The sequence below is a fragment of the Actinoplanes sp. NPDC051388 genome, assembly GCF_055586225.1.
Map to the genome: position 1 here is coordinate 258,182 of NZ_JBVJIP010000010.1, position 6,384 is coordinate 264,565.

Consider the following 6,384-nt stretch of genomic DNA (forward strand, 5'->3'; position numbering starts at 1 on the left):
GCGGTGTAAGTTTTCACACGTCCAGTGCTGAATCCCGGGAGTTTGCATGGCGCGTCCGAAACAGGTCCTGCTCACCCATGGGCGGATCGTCGAGGCGGCCGCGGCCCTGGTGGACGCGGAGGGGCTGGAGGCGGTCTCGGTCCGCCGGCTGGCCACCGAGCTGGGCGTGGCCGGGCCTTCGCTCTATCACCACTTCGGCACGAAGGCGGAAATCCTGGACGCGGTGGCCGACGCGGTGATCGCCCAAGTCGACGTCTCGGCCTTCGGCAGCAACGACTGGGCGAAGGCCCTGCGACTCTGGGCGCAGTCCTACCACGCCGTGCTCAGCGCCCACCCGAACATCGTGCCGGTGCTCGCCCAGGGTCCCGGCCGGCGCCCGGCGTCGCTCGCGATGGCGGACGCGGTCTACGGCGCGCTGATCGGCGCCGGCTGGTCGCCGTCCCGGGCCACGCACATCGGCGCCCTGCTCCGATACCTGGTCACCGGCTCGGCCCTGGGGTCGTTCGCCCTCGGCTTCCCCGAGGATCCCGAGCTCTACGAGAAGTACCCTCACCTTCACCGCGCCCACCATCTCGCGGAGAACCGCGAGCGGGTGGACGAGGGCGCGTTCGTCCTGGGCCTGGAGACGCTGGTCTCCGGCCTCGAAACCCTCCTGCAGAACGGGGCTGAACGATGACGTCACCCACCGTCCGCGACCACCTCTACATCGGCGGCCAATGGGTCTCGCCGGCCGGCGCCGGCAAGATCGAGGTGCAGAACCCGGCCACCGAGGAGGTGCTGGGGCACGTGCCGGAGGGCACCGCGACGGACGTCGACGCCGCGGTCGCCGCCGCACGCGCCGCCTTCGACGGCTGGGGCTCGCTGCCGATCGCCGAGCGCGGCGTGGCGCTGGACCGGCTGCACACCGCGCTGGCTGCGCGCGCCGCCGACATCGCCCGGACCGTGGGACTCGAGCTGGGCACGCCGCTCAAGATCGCCCAGTCGGTCCAGGCCGGTCTTCCCCTCCTGGTCCTGCGGGGGTACGCGGACGTGGCGCTGCAACCGGTGCCCGAGCAGACCATCGGGAACTCGCTGGTGGTCCGCGAACCGGTCGGCGTGGTCGGTGCGATCACCCCGTGGAACTACCCGCTGCACCAGGTCGTCGCCAAGGTCGCGGCGGCGCTCGCGGCCGGCTGCACGGTGGTGCTCAAGCCCAGCGAGCTGACCCCGCTGACCGCCTGTCTGCTCTTCGACGCCGCGCACGAGGCCGGTCTGCCGCCGGGCGTGCTCAACCTGGTCACCGGCACCGGCCCCGAGGTGGGCGCGGCGATCGCCGGGCACCCGGACGTCGACATGGTGTCGTTCACCGGCTCGACCGCCACCGGCCGCGCGATCTCGCACGCCGCCGCCGACCGGATCGCCAAGGTCGCGCTCGAGCTGGGCGGCAAGTCCGCCAACGTGATCCTGGAGGACGCCGACCTGACCAAGGCGGTGAAGGTGGGCGTGGGCAACGCGTTCCTCAACTCGGGGCAGACCTGCACGGCGTGGACCCGCATGCTGGTGCACCGCAGCATCTATGACGACGCGGTGGCGCTGGCCGCCGCGACCGCGGCCGGCTATGCGACCGGTGACCCGTTCGACCCGGCCACCCGGCTCGGCCCGCTGGTCTCGGCCGCGCAGCGCGACCGGGTCCGGGGCTTCATCGAGCGGGCCGACGCCAAGCTGGTGGCCGGCGGGCTGGACGCGCCGGTGCCGGACAGGGGCTACTTCGTCGCGCCCACCGTCTTCGCCGACGTCGATCCGGACAGCGAGCTCGCCCAGGAGGAGATCTTCGGCCCGGTGCTGTCGATCATCCCGTTCGACGACGACGATCACGCGGTCGCCATCGCCAACAACTCCAAGTACGGTCTGGCCGGTGGCGTCTGGGGCAGCCCGGAGCGCGCGCTGGGCGTGGCCCGGCGACTGCGGACCGGCGCCGTGGACGTCAACGGCGGCGCGTTCAACCCGATCGCGCCGTTCGGCGGCTACAAGCAGTCCGGCATCGGGCGTGAGCTGGGCTCGTTCGGTCTCGAGGAGTTTCAGCAGGTGAAGGCGATTCAGCGATGACCACACGAGTGTCCGCGGTGGTGGTGCGCGAGGCCGGGGCCGGTCCCGCGCTGGAGGACCTGGAGCTGCCCGAGGTGGGTCCGGGCCAGGTCCGGATCCAGGTCAAGGCGGCCGGGGTGTGCCACTCCGATCTGTCCATGGTGAACGGGACGCTGCGCCCGCCCTATCCGCTGGTGCTCGGGCACGAGGCGGCCGGCGAGGTGGTCGAGGTCGGGCCCGAGGTGACCCGGGCCCAGGTCGGCGATCACGTGGCGCTGAACTGGCAGCCGGCCTGCCGGATGTGCTGGTTCTGCACGCACGGCGAGCCGTGGCTGTGCGCGACCGTGGCCGGGATCGCGGCGCTGGAGAACGGCGCCACGCTCGGTGGCGTGCCGGCCTACGTGACGTTGGGGCTGGGCGCGTTCGCCGAGCAGGTGGTGGTGCCGGAGAACGCGGTCATTCCCGTACCCGGGGAATTGGATTGGTCCTCCGCCGCCCTGCTGGGGTGTGCGGTGCTGACCGGGACCGGCGCGGTGCGCAACACCGCCCGGGTCGCGGCCGGCGACTCGGTGCTGGTGATCGGGCTCGGCGGCGTCGGCCTCTCGGTGGTGGCGGCGGCCCGGGCGGCCGGTGCGGCGACGGTCATCGCGGTGGACGTGTCGGAGTCGAAGAAGGCGCTGGCCGAGGCGGCCGGCGCGACCGATTTCGTGGTGGCCTCGGATGCGCTGTCCAAGGATGTCCGGGCGCGCACGTCCGGGCGCGGGGCGGACCATTCGTTCGAGGCGGTGGGCCGGTCCAGCACGATCCGGGCGGCCTGGCGGGCGACCCGGCGGGGCGGGCAGGTCACGGTGGTCGGCATGGGCCGGGCCGACGACAAGGTCGAGCTCAGCGCGCTGGACATCTTCTCGTCGGCGCGCACGCTGCGGTCGTCGGTCTATGGCAGCTCGGATCCGGATGTGGAGATCCCGGTGCTGGCGCAGGACGTGCTGGCCGGGACCATTCCGGTCGACCACCTGATCACCGACCGGATCGGGCTGGCGGACGTGCCGGCCGCCTTCGACCGGATGTCCCGCGGCGAGGGCGCCCGCTCGGTCGTGGTCTTCTAAGGGTTCTTGGTGCGGTCCGCCCCCGGCGGGGGCGGACCGTCGTGGTAATCGGCTCGGCCGCGCTCAGGCCAAGCATCGAATCGTGCACCCGCCCGAGTGCCGGACCGGTCAGGGCTTGCTGTTGAGGAGGGCCGTCACGGTCCTGGTCAGGGTGGTCCGGGCCGTGTCGGCCGACATCTCCATCGGCTTGCGCAGCGTGTCCCAGGTGTTCCAGGTGCTGATCGCGGTCAGGGCGTCCAGCAGCTCGGTGTCGTCGCCGATCTCGCCGGCGAACAGGACTTTCACCTCGTCACGGACCCGCTCCACGTGCAGCTTGCGGTAGTGCTGCAGAGCGGGCGAGAACGGCTCCTTCAGCGCCGACGCGCGGGCCGCCGGGCCGATCTTGTCGTTCATCTTGGCTCGCTGGGCGCAATAGAGGTCGATGCGCTCGGTCAGCGGCAGGTCGGCCGGGATCGGCTTGAAGGACTCGTCGCGGCGATCCAGTATGCGCTGGGCGCTGGCGGTGAACAGCGCCTCCATGTCCGCGAAGTGACTCCACAGGGCGCGCAGCGAGACGCCCGCCAGCTTGGCGATCTTGTCCGCGGTGGGCCGCATGTCGCCGCCCGCAATGAGGCTCACGTGGGCGTCCACGATCGCGTTGCGAGTGCGCTCGGATCGGGCGGTGCGCCCGTCGATGCGCGGCGTCGGTGTGGTCATCTCGTGCTCCGGTAACGATTGAGCTCCCGCCGGGCCAGCGAGCGCTTGTGCACTTCGTCCGGGCCATCGGCCAATCGGAGCGTACGGGCTGACGCCCAGAGCCGCGCGAGGGGTGTGTCCTGTCCCACACCGGCCGCGCCGTGCGCCTGAATCGCCTTGTCAATGATCCACTCCACGGTCAGCGGAGTGACGATCTTGATTGCCTGGATCTCGGTGTGCGCGCCCTTGTTGCCGACCGTGTCCATCAGCCAGGCCGCCTTCAGCACCAGCAGCCGGGCCTGCTCGATGCGCACCCGCGACTCGGCGATCCAGTCCTGGATCACGCCCTGCTCGGCGAGCGGCTTGCCGAACGGCTCCCGGGACAGCGCCCGCGTGCACATCAGCTCGAGGGCCCGCTCGCCCATGCCGATCAGCCGCATGCAGTGGTGGATCCGGCCCGGGCCGAGGCGCGCCTGCGAGATGGCGAAACCGCCGCCCTCCTCACCGATCAGGTTCGTGGCGGGGACCCGTACCCCATCGAAGGTGACCTCGGCGTGCCCGCCGTGGTCTCCATCGTCATAGCCGAACACGGTCATGCCGCGCTCGATCGTCAGGCCCGGGGTGTCGCGGGGGACCAGCACCTGGCTCTGCTGCACGTGGCGCGCGGCCGACGGGTCGGTCTTGCCCATCACGATGAAGATCTTGCAGTTCGGGTTCATCGCGCCGGAGATGTAGAACTTGCGGCCGGTGATCACGTATTCGTCGCCGTCGCGCTCGATCCGGGTGCCGATGTTGGTGGCGTCCGAGGAGGCGACCTGCGGCTCGGTCATCGCGAACGCGGACCGGATCTCGCCGGCCAGCAGCGGCTTCAGCCACTTCTCCTGCTGCTCGGGGGTGCCGAACTCGGCGAGCACCTCCATGTTGCCGGTGTCCGGCGCGGCGCAGTTCAGCGCGGGCGGCGCGATGCTCGGGCTGCGGCCGGTGATCTCGGCGAGCGGCGCGTACTGCGTGTTGGTGAGGCCGGCGCCGTGCTCGCCGGGCAGGAACAGGTTCCACAGGCCGCGCGCCTTGGCCTCGGCCTTGAGCGGCTCGAGCGCGGCCGGCGGCCCCCAGCCGTCGGCGTGGTACGTCGGCTCGGCGGGATAGACCAGCTCCTCCATGAACGCGGTCAGCCGCTTGCGGTAGTCCTCGGTCTTCTCGTCGAACGCGAAGTCCATCGCTCATCCCTTCAGAGCTTGATGACCTTGGGCGACCAGCGGCGCCACCATCTCACCGACGGTGTCGAACCCCGCCCCTACGGTTTGACCTTGCACATAGCGGTAATGGACGCCCTCGAGGATCACGGCGAGCTTGAACGCCGCGAAGGCCACGTACCAGTGCAGGTCGCTCACGTCGCGCTTGCTGCGTTCGGCATAACGCGTCGCGATCTCCCCCAGCGTGGGGTGGCCGGGGATGGAGATCGGCGGGCGCGGGATGCCGTCCTTGATGAGCAGCGGGCGGCCCGCATAGACCTGCATCAGGGCGACGTCGCTGAGCGGGTCGCCGAGCGTCGACATCTCCCAGTCGAGCACCGCGTTGACCTGAAGCTCGTCGCCGATCAGCACGTTGTCGAGGCGGAAGTCGCCGTGCACCACCGTGCCGTCGCCCTCCGGCACGTCCAGCGCGAGGCGGGCGTGCAGTTCGTGGATGCCGGGCACGTCGCGGCTGTGGGAGGCGTCCAGCTGCTTCTTCCAGCGGCGCACCTGACGCTCGTTGAAGCCCTGCGGGCGACCGAAATCGCCCAGCCCGATCGCCTCGGGGTCGAGTGCGTGCAGGTCGGCCAGGGTGTCCACCAGCGACAGCACCAGGGCGTGCATCGCCTCGGGCCCGAGCGCTTCGAGCTCGGCGACGTCGCGGTAGATGTGGCCGTCGACGTGCTCCATCAGATAGAACGGCGCGCCGATCACCGCGGGGTCGGTGCAGAGCAGGACCGGCGCGGGCGCAGGGAAGCCGGCCGCGGACAGGGCCGCGAGCACCTTGTGCTCGCGGCTCATGTCGTGCGCGGTGGGCAGGACGTGGCCCAGTGGCGGCCGGCGCAGCACCCAGCGGCTCTCGCCGTCGGTCACCGCATAGGTCAGATTGGAGCGCCCGCCGAGGAACATGGTGGCGCTCAGCGGGCGGTCCGAACCCAGGAACGTCCGCAGCGCGGCCAGATCCAGCCCTCGGGGTGCGATCACTCGAATCCTCGCTGAATCTTGTTCATCCCGGCCAGCCAGCGCTCCGGCTCGGTGGCCCTGATTTTGTAATACTCCGCCACCTCGGGGTGCGGCAGGATCAGGAAGCCGTCCGATTCGATGCCCTTGGCCACCACCGCGGCCACCTCGGTCGCCTCCAGGGCGCCCTCGGGGGGGGGGGGGGGGGGGGGGGGGGGGGGGGGGGAGGGGGGGGGGGGGGGGGGGGGGGGGGGGGGGGAGGGGGGGGGGGGGGGGGGGGGGGGGGGGGGGGGGGGGGGGGGGGGGGGTGGGTCTACGGGTTGAGAGATAAAGCGGGTCGCGGTTTT

7 protein-coding genes are annotated in these 6,384 nt (G+C 71.5%); 3 read left to right on the forward strand and 4 right to left on the reverse strand.

All coding sequences use genetic code 11. The annotated features are described in order from the left end of the window. The first annotated feature begins 46 nt into the window (after positions 1 to 46). The 3 genes from ACZ6TI_RS25770 to ACZ6TI_RS25780 are packed head-to-tail and all read left to right on the forward strand — an operon-like array spanning position 47 to position 3,170. Entirely contained in the window at positions 47 to 676 is a 630-nt protein-coding gene (locus ACZ6TI_RS25770; RefSeq protein ID WP_465347695.1) for a TetR/AcrR family transcriptional regulator, read from the forward strand. Beyond that, on the forward strand, positions 673 to 2,085 hold the full coding sequence (locus ACZ6TI_RS25775) for an aldehyde dehydrogenase family protein (protein ID WP_465347696.1): 1,413 nt from the start codon (positions 673 to 675) through the stop codon (positions 2,083 to 2,085). Before ACZ6TI_RS25770 ends, ACZ6TI_RS25775 begins: the two co-directional genes overlap by 4 nt. Then, positions 2,082 to 3,170, forward strand: coding sequence for an alcohol dehydrogenase catalytic domain-containing protein (locus tag ACZ6TI_RS25780; protein WP_465347697.1), 1,089 nt, complete (start codon positions 2,082 to 2,084; stop codon positions 3,168 to 3,170). Before ACZ6TI_RS25775 ends, ACZ6TI_RS25780 begins: the two co-directional genes overlap by 4 nt. A 108-nt stretch (positions 3,171 to 3,278) precedes the next feature. Here ACZ6TI_RS25780 and ACZ6TI_RS25785 read toward each other — a convergent pair whose 3' ends face one another. Genes ACZ6TI_RS25785 through ACZ6TI_RS25800 form a run of 4 tightly spaced genes read right to left on the reverse strand, consistent with a single transcriptional unit; the run spans position 3,279 to position 6,204 of the window. Next, entirely contained in the window at positions 3,279 to 3,866 is a 588-nt protein-coding gene (locus ACZ6TI_RS25785) for a TetR/AcrR family transcriptional regulator (protein WP_465347698.1), read from the reverse strand. Next, entirely contained in the window at positions 3,863 to 5,062 is a 1,200-nt protein-coding gene (locus ACZ6TI_RS25790) for an acyl-CoA dehydrogenase family protein (protein ID WP_465347699.1), read from the reverse strand. The genes ACZ6TI_RS25785 and ACZ6TI_RS25790 overlap by 4 nt, the downstream gene beginning before the upstream one ends. A 3-nt stretch (positions 5,063 to 5,065) precedes the next feature. Further along, positions 5,066 to 6,061 (reverse strand): phosphotransferase family protein, encoded by a 996-nt coding sequence (locus ACZ6TI_RS25795; protein WP_465347700.1) that lies wholly within the window; start codon positions 6,059 to 6,061, stop codon positions 5,066 to 5,068. Further along, complete coding sequence (locus ACZ6TI_RS25800; protein WP_465347800.1) at positions 6,058 to 6,204, reverse strand: hypothetical protein; 147 nt, start codon at positions 6,202 to 6,204, stop codon at positions 6,058 to 6,060. The genes ACZ6TI_RS25795 and ACZ6TI_RS25800 overlap by 4 nt, the downstream gene beginning before the upstream one ends. Positions 6,205 to 6,384: the final 180 nt, after the last annotated feature.